Below are 18,182 nucleotides of genomic sequence, written 5' to 3'. Positions count from 1 at the left end.
GTACCGGCGCGTTAGGCAAGGACCGCGATGCTCCTATTGATTGTCAACGGGCAATGGCTGCCGGTGTCGGGGGAATATGGCGGATCAGGGTCCGGTGGATTTCGCGGACGACGTAGCGTTTGAGACAGCGGATGATTTCCCGTTTGCTGAGGCCTTCTTCGGTGCGTTTGGTGACGTAGGCGCGGGTGGCCTCGTGGTGTCTCATCCTGACGAGGACGATGCGGTGGATCGCGGAGTTTGCGGCGCGGTCCCCGCTGCGGCTGAGGCGGTGCCTATTGGTCTTTCCCGACGAAGCGGGCAGGGGCGCTGTGCCGGTCAGGGCGGCCAGTGCCGCTTCCGTGCCGATGCGTTCAGGGTTGTCTCCCGCGGTGATCAGCAGCTGGCCGGCGACTTCGGTTCCGACCCCGTGGATGCCCAGCAAATCGGGGGCATGTAGCTTGAGCAGTTCGTTCAGATGCCCGTCGATCTGGAGAATTTCCATCGTCAGCGCTTCATAGCGCGAGCCCAGAAGGCGCAAGGCGTATCGCGTCGCCGTTTCCGGATCGGACAGGTTGGATCCCGGTCTGGAGCCCAGCAATGCCCGGGCCAGTTTCCTGCCGTGCAGTGACCGGTATTTCGAGCGGATTTCCTCCGCCGCGCTGGTCAGCAGGCCGGTTATCTGGTTGATCGTTTGGGTCCGGGACTTCATGGCAGAGGATCGCACGACCCGGAGGGCGCGGACGGATTCGACGAACCCATCGCGGTCCTTCGGCTTCGCGGTTGCCCTTTCGGCCAGGACGGCCTCTGCTGCGGAATAGGCGTCCAGCGGATCGGATTTTCCGTGCTGTCTTCGGTTCTTCCGGTTCGGGCGGTTGACCTCGAGAACGGTGATGCCGGCCTTTCTCAGCTCCCTGGCCAATTCGGCCCCGTAGCAGCCGGTGCCTTCAACGCCGACGGCGGTGAGAGCGCCGTACTGCTGAAGGAAGCCAATGATTTTGCGATAGCCGGAGGCGACGGCCAGAAACTCTTTGTCGGCTCTTCAAGGTTCCCGGGGAAATAGGTTCGTGTTGTAGCTAGCAGAGGACTCGTGGTCCTGCTGGGATGAGTGTTACTACGCATTCAACCTGAACAGGAACCACGAGCCTTGTTAGAGCCTACTGGGGCTGGCCATGATGCTGCCAGCATGATCTTCAACCTGCCCGATTACCGTGTCACCGGCACCGTCCAGCTCCCGGATGGGGCACGTCATGTCACGGTGGAGTCCACCTTCCCGCCAGGCTGTCCGAGCTGCGGGGTGATCGCTTCGCGGGTGAAGGAACGCCGGTGCCAGCGGCTGCGTGACATCCCGGTTGCCGGCGCGGTGGTGCTCCTCCGGGACAAGCGGCGCTGGTTCTGTGATGAGTACCTGTGTGAGCGGAAATCGTTCTGTGAGGCGACGCCGCAGGTGCCGCGCCGGGCACGGCCGACACGGCGGCTGCGCGAGACCGTACTGGATGCGGTCATAGATTCAGGCCGGGCCGTGTCTGAGACCGCCATGGCATTCGGGATCTCGTGGTGGCTGGTCCAGCAGGTCATCGGCGACGCCGCTCTCCGGCTGCCGGATGTGGACCTTCTCACGCCCAGGATGCTGGGCATCGATGAGCACCGCTACCGTTCTGTGCGGTTCTTCCAGGACCCGGGCACGAAGGTCTGGACCCGGTACGAGCCGTGGATGACAACGATCGTTGACCTGGACACCGGCCAGGTCCTGGGCATCGTGGACGGACGCGACCACAAGGGCGTCGGAGACTGGCTCTTCGCCCGGCCGCTGCACTGGCGGCTCGGCGTGCAGGTCGTCGCGATCGACCCGTCCGCGGCGTTCCGGAAAGCACTGCGGATGTGGCTTCCACGCTCGGCGGTGTCAGTAGATCTGTTCCACGTGACGATGCTGGCCAACGACATGCTCACGACCGTCCGTCAGGGCCTGTCACAACAGGTTCGGGGCCGGCGGGGCAGGGCCACTGACCCGGCGTGGGCGAATCGGATGCTGCTGCTGAAGGCCGATGAGAAACTCTCAGAACGTGCCCGGCATCGCCTTGCAGGCGTGTTCGCCGCTGATGATCCCACTGGCAGCCTTCAGGCCGCGTGGCAGGTCAAGGAACAACTCCGCACGCTGCTGAACACAGGCTCCCTCGAAGACGCCGCAGCGGCGAAGATTGCCCTGGCGGACCTGGTCGAACGGGCGGCGATGCCAGAAACCAACAGGCTCTACCGGACTATCTGCCGGTGGTGGGCCGAGATCGAAGTCCTCATCGTCACCGGAGCCACAACAGCCAAGGTCGAGGCCAATAACACCGCCATCAAGCACATCAAACGAACCGCACGAGACTATCGAAACCCGGACAACTACAAATCGCGTATCCTCTTGAGAAGTGCAGCCCGGATGGCAGCATGAGCAATCATCTCAGCAGACCATTCCCCGGGAACCTCGAAGAGCCTCTTTGTCAGCCAAATGCTTGCCGTACTGGTTGATGACCGCCACGTGGTGCGTGTCGGCGTGGGTGTCGATTCCTCCTGTGACAATTTCCTCGTTGGTTGTCATGATGGATATGCCTTCCTGACGCGCATGTTGGGTGCGTGCTGGGCGGCCGGGCAGACAGAACAGTGATGGGACTTGCGTGAATTCAGGCTCCTATGAAGTCATGTCCGCCCGCTCAGCAACGCTTCAAAGCGACTGATTCACGGGCCGACAGATCGCGTGAATGACAACTGCAGGCAGTGTCTGTTGACTCAAGGGTCAGACCCGTAAACCAGCCACTTCCATCATCACTGTTGACTCAGCTAATACCTCCGCGTAGCGCGATACGTTGCCTCATCTGAAAACCTCCGCCTGGATAGTGCTTTTGGGGCCCGGGTTCGGGTACGCCTGATCAATGGAGCTTTCGATGAGTGAGCGCAGGGCAGCGACGAAGAAAATGGCCACTGACTATGCCCGTGCGAAGCGGGTGCGCCGAGTTGACTCATCTAAAACGTCCGCGAACCACTGCTGGCGCCCGTGGGCGATTCCTGCGGGGATGAGCTTGCGCCACCGCAGAGGCGCAGAGTGCTGGCCGGTGTTGAAGTCAGCGGAACCGTTCGGCGGCCCGCAACAGAGTTTCGGTGACTACGCCAAGCACCATGTGGGCGACCAGACCCCGGACGTGGGCCTGACAGGGGTACCGGCCCGGCGCGGAGGCGATGCCGCTCACAGGCGCAGCGACCTCGTCCATCACCACGAACAGGGCAAGGCCATAAAGGGCGCCGTGGTCGGTGCGCAACCATGGTTGCCGCCGGCGTGCTAGCCCGTAGAGGGCTCCGGGCAGCATCCCGAGGGAGAAGTGGAAGACAACCGCGGCCGGTGCCGGGCGTTGGTTCGGGGAGCTGATCCCGCTGACCTGAGTGGCTTTGGTGAGGATCCCGACAGTTCCCGTCTCGGGAACGCCGTCGTCGGCGCCGGTGCCATCTTGCACGCCGCGGGTCTGCGCGGCGGTGTCGGTGCCGGCGGTGTCGGTGCCGGCGGTGTCTGCCCCTGTCGTGTGGACGGTGGGGCGGGCCTGCAGGTCGCGGGCCAGGGTTTCCTGGCTTTCGTGGCGCAGCATCACCCATCCGATCTGATCCATGGCCCAGACTCCGATCGCCCCGGCGGCCGCCCCGATGAGCATGTCGGTGAGCGTGCGGGCCCGTGGTGCCGTGGCCGGACCGGTTCCGGTGGCGTGCTGGTCGCGCATCCGGGTCGCCCACCTCCTTCCGCGCACTGGGCGCCGGCCGACCCGCAACCGGGAACCGGATCCGGGGTGCGGCCCTTTACGGTCGGCCCTGTGCTGTGACCATACTGGGAGGATCAGCATACTGGGAAACAGAACAGGAGATTGTGTCATGAAGGCACTCACGTGGCAGGGAAAGCGCTCGGTGAGCGTCGAGGAGGTCCCGGATCCGCGGATTCAGGAGCCCACGGACGCGATCGTCCGGATGACCTCCACGGCCATCTGCGGGTCGGATCTGCACCTGTACGAGGTGCTGGGCCCGTTCATGGACAAGGGCGACATCATCGGTCACGAGCCCATGGGCATCGTGGAGGAGGTCGGCTCGTCCGTCACCCACATTAAGGCCGGGGACCGGGTAGTCATCCCGTTCAACATCTCCTGCGGGCACTGCTGGATGTGCCGGCACGGGTTGCAGACCCAGTGCGAGACGACCCAGGTCCGCGGGCACAACAGCGGCGCGGCCCTGTTCGGGTACTCGCGGCTCTACGGCTCCGTGCCCGGCGGGCAGGCCGAGTACCTGCGCGTCCCCCACGCCGACTACGGCCCCATCAAGATCCCGCAGACCGGCGAGGACGAGCGCTACCTCTACCTCTCAGACATTGTGCCCACCGCCTGGCAGGGCGTGCAGTACGCCAATGTTCCCGAGGGTGGCTTCCTGGCCGTGCTGGGTCTGGGCCCGGTGGGCCAGTTCGCCGCCCGGATCGGCCGTCACCTGGGCTACAAAGTGATCGCCGTGGACCCGGTCCCCGAGCGGCGGGCCATGGCCGAGCGCCACGGCATCGATGCCCTGGATCTGCACGACGACGTGGCCGACGAACTGCGGGAGCGCACGGACGGCCGTGGACCGGACTCCGTGGTGGACGCCGTGGGCATGGAGGCCCACGGCTCGCCCATCGCCGGGGCGGCGCACCAGGCCGTCGGGCTGCTGCCGGACGCGGTCGTCCGCAAAGCGATGCTGACCGCGGGGGTGGATCGGCTTAACGCTGTCTACACCGCGATTGACGCGGTGCGCCGCGGCGGCACCATTTCGCTCAGCGGCGTGTACGGCGGGATGAAGGACCCCATGCCGATGCTCACGCTGTTCGACAAGCAGATCCAGCTGCGCATGGGCCAGGGCAACGTGAAGTCCTGGATCGACGACCTCATCCCGCTGGTCGACGACCCCTCGGACCCGCTGGGTGTGCTGGATCTGAAGACGCACACCGCCTCCCTGGATGAGGCACCGCAGATGTACGAGATCTTCCAGAAGAAGCAGGACGGCTGCATCAAGGTCGTCCTCAAACCATAGGCACCCCAGGTCGAGGGCCGGGATGGGCCCACGGTAGGAACAGGTGCATGAGGTGACCGTCGAGCAGGGTGCTGTCCCATGAGGAACGAGGTAAGAAAAAAGGTGGTTGAGGCATGTCGAAACGACAAAAGAGGAATGCCGGGCTGTTGCTGGGAAGACGAACAGCGTCCCGATGGATCTGATGCTGGGCGCGGTCGCCGGAGCGGTGGGGGTCTGGGCGATGGATCGGGCCGGGTGGTTTATGTACGACCACGAGGACCCGGATGCGGTGGCCCAGGAGCTGCAGGGCCGCCGGGGCGGCGGTGACGTGGAGTTCACCAAGGCCGAAGCCGGCGCCCGCCAGCAGCAGGCCCAGCCCGGTGCGCCGGGAAAGGACACGGCCCACGTCGCCGTGGAGAAGGCAGCACGGCTCACGAGCGCCAACATCCGGACCGGCCAGCCCAACCGGGCCGGCATCGTGGTGCACTACGCGCTGGGTGTGTTACCCGGGGCGCTGCACGCGGTGCTGCGCCGGAAGATCCCGGCCGTGCGCGCCGGCGCGGGGGCCCTCTACGGCGCCGGGCTGTTCGTGGTCAACGACGAGATGGTGGCCCCGGCCCTGGAGCTGGCCTCGGGGCCGAGGCAGTACCCGTGGCAGGCCCACGCCCGGGGGCTGGTGACCCACATGGTGCTGGGTGTGGTCACCGAGACCGTGCTGCGGGCCTTCGACCGTGCCCGGTGATCCGACATGAGCCAGTACACCTCCGGACAGCACGGCGACGTGGTGGTGATCACCGGCGCCTCCAGCGGGATCGGCCGGGCCACCGCCCGCGCGTTCGCCGAACGTGGGGCCCGGCTGGTGCTGGCCAGCCGCAGCCGGCCCAGTCTCGAGGAGGTGGCTACAGAATGTCGCGGCCAGGGTGCCCAGGAAGTCCTGGTGATGCCCACCGACGTCAGTGACGAGGACCAGGTGCGCGCCCTGGTGCAGGCCGCCGTCGAGACGTTCGGGCGGATCGACGTGTGGGTCGGTGCCGCGTCGGTCTACAGTTACGGCACCGTCGAGCAAACCCCCAGTGACGTGTTCCGCCAGGTCCTGGAGACCAACCTGCTCGGGCAGGTGTACACCGCCCGCACCCTGCTGCCCCGGTTCCGCATCCAGGGGTCGGGCACGCTGATCGTCATCGGCTCGGTGTATTCGAAGATCACCTCCCCGTACGTCTCCCCCTACATCACCAGCAAATTCGGGCTGCTGGGCTTCACCGAAGCACTGCGCCAAGAACTCCGCGAGGTTGAGGGCGTCAACGTGTGTGCCGTGCTGCCGGCCACGATCGACACCCCGATCTACCAGCACGCGGCCAACTACACCGGCCAACAGGTCCACCCGCTGCCTCCGGTGGTCTCGCCCCACCGGGTGGCCAGGGCCATCGTGGGCTTGGCCGACCGTCCGCGGCCAACGGTCGTGGTCGGGCAGATCCAGCGCAGCTTCATCCCCGTCCACGCGCTGCTACCCCGGCTCTACGACCGGTGCATCGGCCCGGTGATGAACACCCTGGCCCTGCGCAAAGGACCCGTCGCTCCCACGCCGGGGACCGTGTTCGAGCCCGACCCGGCCGCCAACCAGATCACGGGCGGATGGCGGTCACGCCCGTGGCGGATGGCAGCTGTAGCCGCGATGACGGCCGCAGCAGGGGCTGTAGTCACCCGCGCCCGGGCCACCGCTGCAGGGATGCCGGGGAAACCACGGCCACAACAGCGACCACGTTTTTCCCGTCGCGCCCGGTAGCTGTCGGGACGCAGTGGTGGCCGGGGCTCAGCACCCCGAGGGTGCACCGGCCGGGCCGGGCCGTGCGGGGCGGCCCTGCCCGTTCTGGGCTCAGGCCCAGCGCATGGTGAAGGCCCGGGCCGGTCGGTGGCGCAGGGGGTGCCGAGCACGGCCCGGATCAAAGTGTCAAGCCCCGGGTTTGGTGGAGGGTTTGTTAGACCCGTTCCATCGTTTTGATGGTGGGCAGGTTTGAGTAGAAATTGGATTCTGTGAGGTGTACTACTGATGTGAGACACCGGCCCCCCCGATCCCGGTGCAGAGGTTTCCAAAGTCAGAGTATCTTCGCGTCCGAACATGCCCGCAAGGAGAAGGGCAAGGACGCCGAGCAAGTATAAGACAGATGCCAAAACGACTACTCCAAGAAAGTTGTTCTCGAACCGGAAGACAACGACGACCAAACACGTGGCGAGTGAAAGTACGTTCAGTACAACTGCCGATTCTCGCCATCCTGTGATTCTTCGCCTCCACTTTCGCCGGGGAATATTGACGGGCGAAAGTCTCTCCTCCAGAGCCAAGATAACAAGGGGCGCCGGAATGACCTGCGCAAACAATCCTGCAGCAGAGGTATCGAAAGTCATGGACGCAGCTTAGTCGGACCCAGCGACGGGACATGCCGCCTCCCGCCGCCGCATAGTTCGGGCTGAGCGCAACAATCTGCCGCGTGGCGGCGGCCTGCCGATATTTGCCGTTGCGTCAGCCCCGGTCCGGTTTTGGGAGTCTGGCCCGTTCGCCATTCAGAGCCAGAATGAGCTCTCGGTTAATGGCCTCGACGTCCAGGAAGCCGGGATCAAAAGGCTCATCGGTGCCGGTTATCTCGGCGACCCACTCCGAATATTCAACGTGTTCAGGATGAGACGGGTCGGCCAGGGCATCAAGAATCTCCTCGAACCCGAGCATACCTCCGGAATCTTCCAGCGGGCCGCGCCGGGCGCCGCCGGTCAGCCGCGCTGTCGGCGTAGTCTCCGTCGCTGGGCGGCGGGAAACCAGCACGAACCGGTGAAGCCAGCTGTCGCCGAAGTCGTACTCATAGAACGCCACCCCCGATCTCCTCGCCAGAAGTTGATCCAGCGAGCAGTCCTCCTCAGCCCTGTCCGCCGGTTCTTCGCACCACTGCGTCGGGAGCCACTGCAGGGCTTCCGGCATCTCTCCATCAATCGGCCGCAGAGGCGCGAAGGGATCACTGTCCGTAAATCGGTGCAGATGAGCATCCTCCCAGCCAAAGCCCACCTGCAGGACCCCGTGTACATGGTCCAGTGATGTTGAGCCGCGGACCTCCAGCTGACGCCAGATCTCCGGATGGCTGCCGACAAGAAGCACCCGCAGCTCCAGGATCGACTCCTGTCCATTCGGGTTCTTGTCGTCGGACTGTTTCATGGCGCAATCGTCTCAAACCACACGCGTTTCACCGAAATAGGTAGGCCCCGCGGGCAGCTGTGGCCGCCAGCAAAACCTGTGCCGCGACGGCGCAGGGGCTGGATGGTTCGTGGTGTCGGGTCTACCGGCGCCCGCTGTCTGCGAAGCCGGTCCTTGGTCGTAGCGGGCCCGATAAAGTCGCTTCGTATCGACTCCTCGTGCGAGCCGTTCCGATTGCCCGCCACGGAGCCCCAACGGACGCCGCAGGCGGATCCTCTTGAGGCGATTCTTACACAGCGGTCGCGATAGCATCTGCTGCATGGACAGGGAACGAGAGCTGATTATTGCCGAGCTGGACGCCGACGCCGATCGCCTGCAGGGTCTGAGCTTTGAAGACCTCGGCTACTTTCCAGATCCCCGGGATCTGTCCGACGAAGACCTGGGCAACGTGGATTCCGAAACGATGGAATGGATGACCGGTATTCCGGCAGAGGACCGCCGGCGGAGTCTGAGTCGCGCACGCCTTCTGGCCGGGGCCATCTGGCATGCCTCCGTCATGCTCATCGATCAGATTTTCCAGGACATCCACACGCTGCATGAAAAAGAGTCGATCACGCGCGCAGACATCGACGAAACCTGGATTCTCTCTGGCCTGCCACCGCAGTACGCGGAAAAGTACAACGGACTCTTTGCCCAGCGATTCCTGGTGGTGGCCGCTGACATGACCGTGAAACTGGCGGCCGGCTGGACCTCGCCCAGCTGCGTGGCTCAGGAGCTCGCCGTCCGGTGCCTTCTGGACCAGATCGAGATCACCGCAGACACTTACGACCTGGACCTTGACCCGCACTGGCGGGGCATACTCACCGACAGGATCCTCGAAGACACCGACAGCGACATGCTCTACGACCGGAGTCTTGACGGTTTCCAACACGATGAAGTTCTGAACCAGCAGCTCCGGCTCGCACCAATGGGCACTGGAGCACTGGTTCGAACCGTTCAACGACGAAAGGCACGTTCCCCCTTACGCGTGCTGATCCACGCCCCCGGTCTGAATGCCTAGCGATCGGGCTATGTCACGCTGGGGAAGTTGCTGTTGGCTCGGCTTCGGGAGGGGCTGCGCCCTAGCCTTCACACTCGATGCAGTACGAGTGGCCGTTCTTTTCGCGTGCGAGCTGGGAACGGTGCCGGACCAGGAAGCAGGAGTAGCAGATGAACTCGTCTCCGGCCTGGGGGATCACCTGAACGATCAGTTCCTCGGCGACGAACTCTCCGCTGGGAGTCATCGCGTCATCCAGTGCGTCGGCCTCATCGAGGTCGCGGACGACGCTTCTGGCATCTGGTGCGTTCGCGGATTGCAGCGCCTCGAGGGAGCGATCCTGTGATTCCTTGACGTCGGAACGAACTTCGTCGTAATCGGTTGCCACTGCGGTGATTCTCTTCTCTGATGTTCTTACCGGACCGAAATGCAACCTACACCATGGCTTCGATATTCCCCTGCCGCGGGACGGGACGCAGCCTTGGTAAGACTTGCGAGCTTAGTAGGCATTCCCTCAGGTGGCATCGTCGTTCGCGTCGGGTTCGGCCCATTCCAGCGCTGCGACGATGTGTCCTTCGTTGGGGAGCGCTTGCTGTTCGTCCGGGGGGAGCTTGTCGTACGTGTAGGCGGAGACAGCCATTGGTGAAGTGGAGCGGCCCAGACTGTACCGGACGCTGCGGTCGTTTTTGGTGCCGCAGATGAGGATCCCGATGGTTTCGTTGTGGTGCCCGCGTCGGAGCTCGTCATCGACGAGCGCGACGTAGAAGTTGAGCTTGCCCGCGTATTCGGGCTGGAACTTGCCGGTCTTTAGCTCGATGACTACATAGCGTGATTGTTCGATGTGGAAGAACAGCAGGTCCACGTAGAAGTCGTCCCCGTCAACGTCGAAGTGGACCTGCCGGCCGACGAAGGAGAAGCCGGGACCCAGTTCGCGGAGGGTTTCGGTGATCCTGCTGGTCAGTGCGTTCTCCAGGTCGCGTTCGGCGATTTCCCCGGAGAGGCCGAGGAATTCGAAGTTATAGGGGTCCTTGGCGACCTGCTGGGCAAGTTCCGAATCCGGTGCAACAAGCTGTTGCACAAAGTTCGAGGGCGCTGCCCCGGTGCGTTCCAGGGTCTTGTTCATGATCATGTTCATTAGGACATTCCGGGACCAGCCGTGCTCGACCGCGGCTGAGGCGTACCAGACACGGTGAGTTGGGGTGTCGAGTTTGTCCAGCAACACCGTGATGTGGCCCCACGGCAATTGTCCAACAGGCTGTTGGACAATTGAGTCGGGCCAGGCAGCAGCAAATCCACGCATGTAAAACAGGTTGGACCGGGAAAGTCCCCTCATTTCGGGAAACTCCGCCCGCAGGTCGTCAGCCAGCCGGCCCATGACTCCACTCCCCCAGTTCTCGACCTCCTGGCGCTCCAGGACCGTCTTCCCGATGGACCAGTACAGATCGATTAGCTGGGTGTTTACGGTCCGCAGTGCCTTCGTGCGTGCGGCGCGGACCCGGCTTTTGAGCTCGCCGAGGAGGTCGGTGTAGCCGGTGGGGAGTGCGAGGTCGCGGGCGTCAGTCATGCGTTCGATCCTATCGATCAGGCTCAGGCGGGTCGGCATCTTCTGCGCGACGGCAGCACACGCACGAACCCTCTGCAGCCGAGCCGGCCGAGGCGCCTCAGCTGGTTGGACTGAGAATTCAGTTCGATTTTCGGGGAGCAGTTCATGTAAGAGCCGGGCGCCCCCTTCAATTCGCCTTGACGCTACCGGCTGGGGCCGCTCTTTGTGCGTTCCGCAGCTGCGCCGGCCCCGCCGCGGGTCTTTCGTGCCTTGGCTGCCCCTTTGTCTTGGGTCAGCGCCGTGCTGGGGTGCGTGCCTTCGCTGCGTGCAGCGGCAAGGCGTCCCTGCACTTGGTTCTCGCTGGCGGTTCCTGCAAGGGAGGAAGCGAACGCCTGGTGATGATCAGCGGACCCGTACTCCGCGGCCGAGCTGGCAATCGCTTTTTCGCCCTGGTCTTTCAGACGGTTGCTGTCATCGCCTGTGACGCGGTTTTCCAATTCGCGGCCCAGGCCCTAGATCCGCGCGAACAGTTCCGCTTCGGTGCTTTCGTAGCGTTTCTCCAGCGGCTGGTCCGGGGAGCCTTCGAAGCCTCCTTCGGCGAGAAGCTTTGCTTCGTGCCAGTCCTTCGCGGCCTCCACGAACGAGGCGTCTTTGAAGTGGCCGTCGCCAGCGCCGTTGAAGTTGGCTGTGGTTTCTTCGCGCAGCTGGTCAATGGTGGGACCGTTTACGCCGTCTCGGCCGATCAGATACAGGCGTTCCTTCAAAGCGGTGTCGGCGGCCTCCATGGCCGCAGGCGTCTCGGCATCGTGAGCGCCCTGCAGCGCCTCGGCCAGGACAGGGTTGTTCAGGTACTCGACGGGCACCTGGTGCCGCTCCATTTCCGGGGCAAGCTTTTCGGCCTTGGCGCGGAGCTCTTCGGCCTGCGCCGCGGCGATGAGTGCCATGCCCTTGTGGTGTTCGGCTACAGCGGCGCGGCGTGCCTGCTCGGCGCTGATCGTGTCGATGCCCGATTCCAGGTACGCGGCGTCCGCGCCAACGTCCCGGGTGTCGATCCCATAGCGCCGCTGGACTTCGGTCTGGATCCGCACGGACGCGGCCAGGGCGGCCGGGTCGTAGTCCTTCCACCCCTCGGCCAGGGCATGCACCTGGGCGATGTCGTTGGACTGCGCCTGGTCCCACCACTGGTCCTTGTGGACAGGGGCGAGTGCTCCCTGCACGGCGGCACGCTCGGCGGCGGCGCGTACCTGCGCTTCGTGGGCGGTCTGGGTGTCCTGCTGCTCGCGCTGGCGCAGAGATTCCTGCCGCATCCGGGCAAGGGTTTCAGCAATCAGTGAGGCTGCCATCAAGGACTGCCTGAGACTGCCGTCCACTACATCGTCAATGCCATCTGCTTCGCTCATGATCGGTACTCCCCCTCGTAGTTGTTCTCATCTCGTGCAGGTCTTAGCGGTCCAGGACCGGCCCGTTGTCCCGGCCGGTGCGCTGGTGCGTCTTAGCCTTTTCGGACGTGGACGGAACCACAGACCCGGGGCGGACCGGAGCCATGCCCCGGCGTCCAATGTCTGCCGCCGTCGGCGCGGCACCGGCGGCCGGGGCCTCACCGACGCCGACCAAGACGGGCTTGGGCATGGTCGCGGTGAACGGCGCCAGCTGCTCCGTGACCACTGCACGGATGCGTTGGGCCTCCCGTGTGCGGCCGGCCTGGACGTGCATCTCGTACACGGCGAAGGCGGTGTTGATCAGCTGCACCATCAGCGCGGTCTGCGCCGCGGTTTTGTCCTTGCTGGCAGCAGCCATGAAGAGCATCGCGGTTCCCGCAATGGAGGGCAGCGGGACAGGTTTGCCGTGTGCCCTGGGGGCGCGCAGCTGCGCTGTCCGAGACAGTTCAGCAGCCGTGGCCGCCAGCGGGCCGGGGACGGCCTCAATGCGGTACGACCAGGCAGCGAACGCACCGGACGCGTCGCGGGCCGCCTTCGCCCACGTCGCGTGATCGTCCTTCGGCAGGGCGCGCAGGCGTTCCACCAGTTCGGTGGCGTTGCGCGTGTACTCTGCCCACACCTGAGCACCGGGAACCGCGTTCTCAGGGCCAGTGGTGGTGACTTTGCGCCTGTTCCTCGCCGCGGCGTTCCATTCGGCGGCAGCGTCCATCGCGGACTGCGGTGAGTCAGTCCATTCCTGCCGGAGCTCACCGAGCTTCAGGTCAGACGCGAGGGTTCCGCCGCCGAACCAGATAGGCCGTTCGCCCTGCGTCGGACGTTCAGCCACGGAGTAGCCCACCACGACGTCGGTGGTGTTCTTCGCGTAGCGCGGCCTGAGCAGCAGGCCGGTGTCCCGGGCGCGGCGGACGAACTCGGCTTCAGACCCGGATGCGCTGGCGCTGGCGCGCACCTTCCGGGCCAGGGACGAACGGTGCATCTCGCGGTCGTCCCGGGCGGCGGTGGCCTTCTCTGCCCGGTCGTAGCCGCGGGTGGCGTGCACGGTGGAGAGCTCTTCCAGGCCGTACTTGGTCTCCAGCGCCCGGCAGGTTTTCTGCGCCCGAGCGTTTCTCAGCCGTGGAACGCCAAGTCACCACGCCTGACTGAGCTTCACGGGTACTACAGGCCCAGTCCAGGGCCGCGCAGATCCTCGGTGGCGGAACGCTGCTGCTCACGCTGGGCACGTTCGGCCATCAGCCGTGACTGGCGCTGCGCCTCAGTCTCTGGCTTCTTCTCCACCGGTCCCTGTTCGGCGGCTTTCTTGGCCTGCTGCTCGGCAACGAGTTTCTGCAGGCGCGTCATCACACGCGGCTTTTCAACCTGGACGGGAGTCACGGCCGACGGCTCTTGAGCGTTTGCCTGCCGGTGCTTGTCGGTGGCTTCCTGTGCCGGGGCAGCAGGGGTGTGGGTGTGCTCGTTACGGTCCAGCGCGGCGACGGCCGCCTGCAGTCGGTCCTGTTCGCTTGCGTGGTCCGGTAGGGCGCGGGAGCGTTTGCTGACGGTCACGGCCCGGTCGTGCAGGTTACGGCCTATGTCGTCGCTGCGGAATCGTTCGGGCACGGGGGCCGCCTCTGTCTCGGGAACGTTGTAGCGGGCACGGAACATTTCGAGCTCGGCCGCGGTGTCGCGCCACTGTTGGGCGGCTTCGGGCTTTTCGGGGACGGGGCCCAGCTGCTGCGCCCACGCCGGCGGTTCGGCCGCGAGAAGGTGGCCGCGCTCGTCCAGGCGGGCGGTGAGGACTTCACGGCGGGTGGTGAGTTCTTCACGCCAGGCCTGTGGCAGGTATTCGCTGGTGGCGGGCTTGGCGGGTGCGAGCCATTCGGGCAACCGGTCCGCCGTCCCGGCAGGTCCAGGCGTGCCGGGGGTCAGGGACCGCAACCGTTCTTCGGCCCGGATGCGTGCGGCGATGACCTGGTGGTTCATTGCGCGGTTCTTCTGGGTTGCTACCCCTGGTGCGGTGGTGGCGTGTTGGCTTCGCGCGCCGCGTTCGATGGTTTCTGTCGGGTTCTTACCCACCCGGCCCTGTTCGGTGCGGGTCTTCTGTTCTTGTTCGAGGGTGCGGAGCCGGTGCTGGTTCCTGCGGGCCAGGGCCGGGTTGTTGATCGATTCCTGTTCCCTCGCGGCGAACCGGGAGGTGAAGATGCGGCGTTCAAGTTCGGCGTCCGTGAGTCCGCCGTGACGTCGGTTGGTCCAGTGGTCCGCCGGCTGCGGGCCGTGGATTGTTGTCGCTGCCGTGTACGCGGCGGTGCGGTCCTCGCCCAGGGTGGCGACGTCCTTTTTCAGGGCGGCAAGCTGTTCATCGGTGAGGTTGGCCAGAGGCCTTTCGCCGGCTGCGGCGAGGACTTCGGGGGCTTTGTCCACGATGGATTCGATCCGCCAGGACAGCACCGCTGATTTGTCTTCGGCGCCGTCGAATTCGCGTTGCGTCGCGGCGTTGCTCAGGAGCTTCGCTGGGTCCCATCCAACGCGCTCGGCTTTGGCCAGGTTGGTGGCCACGGCTCCCCAGGATTCGGTGGCCACGAACGTTTCGGCGTCCTCGCCCAGGACTTCGCGTGCCATGGCGGCCATACGGATCTTGTTGGCTTCTTCGGTGATGTAGCGGTACTGGTCCGCCAGGGTCAGGGGCGAGTTGATGCGTTCGTACTCGGTGCCAAGGGCTTCGTGGGCTGAGGTTTCGCGGCTGTGGTTGGACGCGATGGCGGCCAGCACAGTGTCCCGGTCCTGCCCGTCTTCGACGGCGACAAAGAGCGCGTTCTCGTCCCGGCCGCGTGTGGCCGCGACGTAGGCGTTCTCGCGCGTCGTGGCAGCGTCGAGGATGGGGATACCGGCGTCTTTGGTCATGCCTTGGGCGCGGTGGGTGGTGAGGGCGTAGCCCAGGTGAACGTGGTCGGTGACGTACTCTGCCGGAAGCCGTACCTTGCCTCCGTGGCCAAGGTGGGCGACGGAGAGCGACCCGTCATCGTGGGCTTCTTCGACGGCCCACAGGTCGCCGTTCTTCACCACGTCCCGCCCTCGCTTGGTTTTCAGGGTGGAGTCGTTGGAGCGGGTCACGATGTGATCCCCCATCCATGCGGTGGAGCCGTCGCGCAGCTGCACCGACACCCCGGCGCGGGCGACTTCGCCGGTTTCGATCCGGTAGGCCTGGGCGCGTTCGGAGAGCCGCTGTGAGCTTTCGTTGGTGGGTGCCATCATCACGGCCGCGTCGCCGGCGTTGAGGCGTTCCTGCCACACGCCGAACGCAAGGCCTTCGATCGTTTCGATGCTCCCGGCCTGGACCCGGCCGTTGTCTTTGTACCAGGTGAACGGGTCTGTTTCGTTCTCGGTGGGGGTGCGGAGCAGCAGGGAAGCGTCTGCTTCTTCTTCGCTGGTGAACCGGTGGATGGTGTCCAGTTCGGTGGCGCCGATTTCGTTGATCAGCAGCCGCAGTGCCCCGCCGGCCTGGACGGCGGAAAGCTGACGGTCGTCCCCGAGGAAGCGGACGAGGCCGCCGTGGGCTTGGACTTCGCGGACGACGTCCGCGAGTTTGCCGGTTCCCTGCATTCCGGCTTCGTCAACGATGACGAGGGTGCCGGGGGTGACGGTGAACGGTCCGGGAGCCGCTGGCGGGTGCGCGGGGTTTGAGCCGTGGTTGATGTGCAGGAATTTGTCCGTGGTGGCTGCGGTGATGCCGAGCTGTTCGCCCAGGTTCGCTGCCGCGACGGCTGAGGGTGCCAGGCCGATGACGCGGCCGCCGGCCTGGGTGATGGCTGCGCGGACCAGTCCCATGGAGCTTGATTTGCCGGTGCCGGCGGCGCCGATACCCACGGCCAGAAGTTTAGAGGACGTGACGAATTCGCGGGCCAGGGCGATCTGTCCCTCATCGAGTGCGTGGGATTTTTCGCCGGTGGCCACAGCGTGGTTGTGGGCGGCAACGGCAGTCTCAAAGTCTTCCATCGATGCCGCGGGGATGACGTCTGTTGTTCCTGCCCGCAGGAGCAGGTTTTCATCTTCGAGGATCTTGGTGGAGGTGTAGAGGGTGTCGGTGCGGTGGTTGAAGTCTGCTGTTCCGGCGTTGCGGGTCAGTGCTTCAAAGCGGCCGTGTACCTGGTTCGGGGTGATGCGTACTGACGCGGTTCCCAGGCTGGCGGACACAACGTCTTCGAGGGCATCGGTCGGCAACTGCCCGTGGGTGGACGCGTATTCCTTGGCCCATCGGTTGGTTTCTGCCATGACGTTCTGCGCGGTCCAGGTCGAGCGCTTATCCGAAACGGAGGCAACGATTGTCCGGGCCGCGGCGTGCACGTCGATGCCCGTTGCGGTGGCCAGCGCCGGCCTGGTCCGGGCACTGGTGAGGGTGGTAAGTTCTTCTTCGCTGTAGAGCGTGTGGGCTTCGTCGCGCCAGAGGCGGGCCTGCTGTTCGAGGGTCTTGGCTGCTTCTTTGTCGGGGCGGGTGTTGAGCGTTGCGGCCTGTGCGAGTTTGATCAGCGCCGCCGAATCGGGGGCGTGGCCGTGCTGTTCTTCGTAGGCTTTGCGGAGTTCGGAGAGGCTGGCGCGGATCCCTTGGCTGCGCTTGGAGAACATGGCTGTCAGTTCCCGGGGGACTGCGGATACTTCCATGACGGGCTGCTTGGATCCGTTGACGGTGCGTGCCTCGAACTGGACGCCGGCCGCTTCAAGGTGGGCCTGCAGTCGGGTGTTGTAGTTCTCCGAGACGGCCACCGCCGAGCGGTGCAGGAGCTTGCCGTCGATGGTCTTCCAGTTCCCTGCCTCGTCCTGAACTTTGTTGGAGACAACGACGTGGTGGTGCAGGTTGGGGTCTCCCAGGCGGGAGTCGTGGTGCCGGAAACTCGTTGCCGTCAGGCCCCCGCTGACGGAGGTCTGGGCGATGCCGTTGGTTCCTGAGCGGGTGGCCAGGGCGTGCTGTTCGAGGTAGTCGAGGGAGTCTGCAAGGGCTGCCTGCTGGGCGTCTTCGACCATGCGGCGGGTGTCCGCATCACCCAAGGCCCAGAGGACCGAGACGCTTTTGACGGGGGTGAAGGTCAGGTCGTATCCGGCAACGGCGTCCTGCTGGGGCCGGAGCTGGGCGGTGATGAACTTACCCAGCTCTTCCTTAGTGGAAGGGTTGCGTCCGTGGCCCTCACGGAACATCACAGCCCCGGCTGTGGCCCGTATGCGGTGCCGTTCTTCTGCCGTGGGCTTGCGCTGCTTCATCCGCTCAAAGTCGCTCTCACGGATGCTGATGGCCTGTGAGAGGGCATTGTCCTTGGGGCTGTACTCGTAGAACTTCCGGCCGAGTTTGGCAGCCTTATCGGCTTCCTTGGTGGCCTGCTTCTCGGACAACCCAGAGGCGCGCTTCTCTTCAAGGATCTGTTCGTACTCCGGGTGCCGGCCTTTGCCGAACAGGTTGGCCATCTGCGCTTCTGTGACGTTCCCACTCACACCCAGGGCGGCGGCTCCGCGGCCTACCCATTGGCCCGGTGGGAGGCCTTCTGTGGTGTAGTAGTCGCCCAGTTGGCGGTCTTCTGCGCGCAGCGTGTCCCCGCTGGCGGTCTCCTGTGTGTAGTACAGGTAACCGGTGCCAGCACTGAGTACGTGCAGCGACATCATGGACCGATTCTAGCGGATTCGGCCTCATTTATTCGAAATGCAAGAGGTGTGACTGGATATGGGGTTTTGAGCTGATGGGAGCTGGCGAGCATTAGGGTTCGAAAAACGTCAGATTTGGTCCATCAGTGAGGATGCGAGTTTCCATCATGAGAAGCATCGCTTTGATTGTGGGAACTCGCTGAAGGCTCCATCCACAACTCGATCAATGACTCTGGTGAGAGTCCTGCCCGGGCAAGTTGTGGATTGAGCCTTCACTGCTTCTGGGAAGGCTCAGCGTGTTCTTCCCGTCCGCTTCGTGATCGGTACTGTTGCCGCGCCCCATCGGACCGACACCCGCAC

General features: G+C 64.8%; 15 protein-coding genes. 5 read left to right on the top strand and 10 right to left on the bottom strand.

What is annotated here, in order from left to right:
• Window positions 1-43 precede the first annotated feature (43 nt).
• Window positions 44-1,000 carry an IS110 family transposase gene (locus tag RCH07_RS10960; protein WP_326967528.1) on the bottom strand — a complete coding sequence of 319 codons (957 nt, stop codon included), beginning with the start codon at window positions 998-1,000 and terminating at the stop codon, window positions 44-46.
• 123 nt (window positions 1,001-1,123) lie between these two features.
• On the opposite strand from RCH07_RS10960, the gene RCH07_RS10955 reads away from it, so the two are divergent.
• A complete protein-coding gene (locus RCH07_RS10955; RefSeq protein ID WP_442784813.1) occupies window positions 1,124-2,413 on the top strand; it encodes an ISL3 family transposase in 1,290 nt (429 codons plus the stop codon).
• A 9-nt stretch (window positions 2,414-2,422) separates the two neighbouring features.
• On the opposite strand, the gene RCH07_RS10950 is transcribed toward RCH07_RS10955, so the two are convergent.
• Both RCH07_RS10950 and RCH07_RS10945 read right to left on the bottom strand, forming a co-directional pair.
• Complete coding sequence (locus tag RCH07_RS10950; protein ID WP_326967500.1) at window positions 2,423-2,560, bottom strand: hypothetical protein; 138 nt, start codon at window positions 2,558-2,560, stop codon at window positions 2,423-2,425.
• A 520-nt stretch (window positions 2,561-3,080) separates the two neighbouring features.
• On the bottom strand, window positions 3,081-3,725 hold the full coding sequence (locus RCH07_RS10945; protein WP_326967499.1) for a DUF1440 domain-containing protein: 645 nt from the start codon (window positions 3,723-3,725) through the stop codon (window positions 3,081-3,083).
• 148 nt (window positions 3,726-3,873) lie between these two features.
• Here RCH07_RS10945 and RCH07_RS10940 point away from each other — a divergent pair, with 148 nt between their 5' ends.
• The 3 genes from RCH07_RS10940 to RCH07_RS10930 all read left to right on the top strand — a co-directional run bounded on the left by RCH07_RS10940 (window position 3,874) and on the right by RCH07_RS10930 (window position 6,811).
• Entirely contained in the window at window positions 3,874-5,049 is a 1,176-nt protein-coding gene (locus RCH07_RS10940) for a zinc-dependent alcohol dehydrogenase (protein WP_326967498.1), read from the top strand.
• A gap of 172 nt (window positions 5,050-5,221) precedes the next feature.
• Window positions 5,222-5,770 carry a DUF1440 domain-containing protein gene (locus RCH07_RS10935; protein ID WP_326967497.1) on the top strand — a complete coding sequence of 183 codons (549 nt, stop codon included), beginning with the start codon at window positions 5,222-5,224 and terminating at the stop codon, window positions 5,768-5,770.
• A 6-nt stretch (window positions 5,771-5,776) separates the two neighbouring features.
• Complete coding sequence (locus RCH07_RS10930) at window positions 5,777-6,811, top strand: SDR family NAD(P)-dependent oxidoreductase (RefSeq protein WP_326967496.1); 1,035 nt, start codon at window positions 5,777-5,779, stop codon at window positions 6,809-6,811.
• A gap of 732 nt (window positions 6,812-7,543) precedes the next feature.
• Here the strand turns inward: RCH07_RS10930 and RCH07_RS10925 are convergent.
• Window positions 7,544-8,224, bottom strand: coding sequence for a plasmid pRiA4b ORF-3 family protein (locus RCH07_RS10925; RefSeq protein ID WP_326967495.1), 681 nt, complete (start codon window positions 8,222-8,224; stop codon window positions 7,544-7,546).
• Between the two features lie 298 nt (window positions 8,225-8,522).
• Here RCH07_RS10925 and RCH07_RS10920 point away from each other — a divergent pair, with 298 nt between their 5' ends.
• Window positions 8,523-9,263: a hypothetical protein gene (locus RCH07_RS10920; RefSeq protein ID WP_326967494.1), complete on the top strand. Its 741-nt coding sequence runs from the start codon at window positions 8,523-8,525 to the stop codon at window positions 9,261-9,263.
• Window positions 9,264-9,324: 61 nt separating this feature from the next.
• Here the strand turns inward: RCH07_RS10920 and RCH07_RS10915 are convergent, their stop codons facing one another.
• From RCH07_RS10915 to mobF, 6 genes are all read right to left on the bottom strand, one after another.
• A complete protein-coding gene (locus RCH07_RS10915) occupies window positions 9,325-9,627 on the bottom strand; it encodes a DUF4193 domain-containing protein (RefSeq protein WP_326967493.1) in 303 nt (100 codons plus the stop codon).
• A 126-nt stretch (window positions 9,628-9,753) separates the two neighbouring features.
• Window positions 9,754-10,803 carry a PDDEXK nuclease domain-containing protein gene (locus RCH07_RS10910; RefSeq protein WP_326967492.1) on the bottom strand — a complete coding sequence of 350 codons (1,050 nt, stop codon included), beginning with the start codon at window positions 10,801-10,803 and terminating at the stop codon, window positions 9,754-9,756.
• Between the two features lie 182 nt (window positions 10,804-10,985).
• A complete protein-coding gene (locus RCH07_RS10905; RefSeq protein WP_326967491.1) occupies window positions 10,986-11,279 on the bottom strand; it encodes a hypothetical protein in 294 nt (97 codons plus the stop codon).
• 15 nt (window positions 11,280-11,294) lie between these two features.
• Complete coding sequence (locus RCH07_RS10900; protein WP_326967490.1) at window positions 11,295-12,182, bottom strand: hypothetical protein; 888 nt, start codon at window positions 12,180-12,182, stop codon at window positions 11,295-11,297.
• 43 nt (window positions 12,183-12,225) lie between these two features.
• Complete coding sequence (locus RCH07_RS10895; RefSeq protein ID WP_326967489.1) at window positions 12,226-13,260, bottom strand: hypothetical protein; 1,035 nt, start codon at window positions 13,258-13,260, stop codon at window positions 12,226-12,228.
• 116 nt (window positions 13,261-13,376) lie between these two features.
• The gene (gene mobF / locus RCH07_RS10890) at window positions 13,377-17,843 is read right to left on the bottom strand and encodes a MobF family relaxase (RefSeq protein ID WP_326967488.1); all 4,467 of its coding nucleotides are present in this window, start codon (window positions 17,841-17,843) and stop codon (window positions 13,377-13,379) included.
• Window positions 17,844-18,182: the final 339 nt, after the last annotated feature.

Origin of the sequence: Arthrobacter sp. CG_A4, from assembly GCF_035985125.1 — a bacterium.
Taxonomy (GTDB): Bacteria; Actinomycetota; Actinomycetes; order Actinomycetales; family Micrococcaceae; genus Arthrobacter.
Note: the sequence above shows the minus strand (reverse complement) of the source record. Positions and strands in the feature narration are given on the sequence as shown.